Source organism: Xenorhabdus vietnamensis, assembly GCF_002127535.1.
Taxonomy (GTDB): domain Bacteria; phylum Pseudomonadota; class Gammaproteobacteria; order Enterobacterales; family Enterobacteriaceae; genus Xenorhabdus; species Xenorhabdus vietnamensis.
Window position 1 is genome coordinate 1 of record NZ_MUBJ01000142.1, and the last position, 336, is coordinate 336.

1 protein-coding gene is annotated in these 336 nt (G+C 58.6%); it reads left to right on the plus strand.

Features of this window, described 5'->3' with window-relative positions; translation table 11 throughout:
• Window positions 1–336 (plus strand): phosphopantetheine-binding protein (locus Xvie_RS20610; protein ID WP_139838947.1); only part of this gene is annotated, 336 nt, incomplete at both ends.

The following is a 336-nucleotide window of genomic DNA, read 5'->3' on the forward strand; positions in this document are numbered from 1 at the left end:
GCCGGCACCGGGCAGCGAAGCGTTGGCTCGCCAACGTTATGAGGCGCCGCAAGGGGAAAATGAAACGGTGTTGGCGGCGATTTGGGGGGAATTGCTGGGCACGGAGCAAGTCAGCCGACATGACAATTTCTTTATGCTGGGCGGGCATTCCCTGCTGGCGGTGCGGATGATTGAACGCCTGCGTCAGTTGGGGCGGACGCTGGCGGTGCGTGACCTATTTCAGACACCGGTATTATCCCGTTTGGCACAGAGGTTGGGACAACACCGGGTCGTGGACGTTCCTGCTAACGTCATTACCTCTGATACGACGGAACTCACCCCAGAAATGTTGCCACT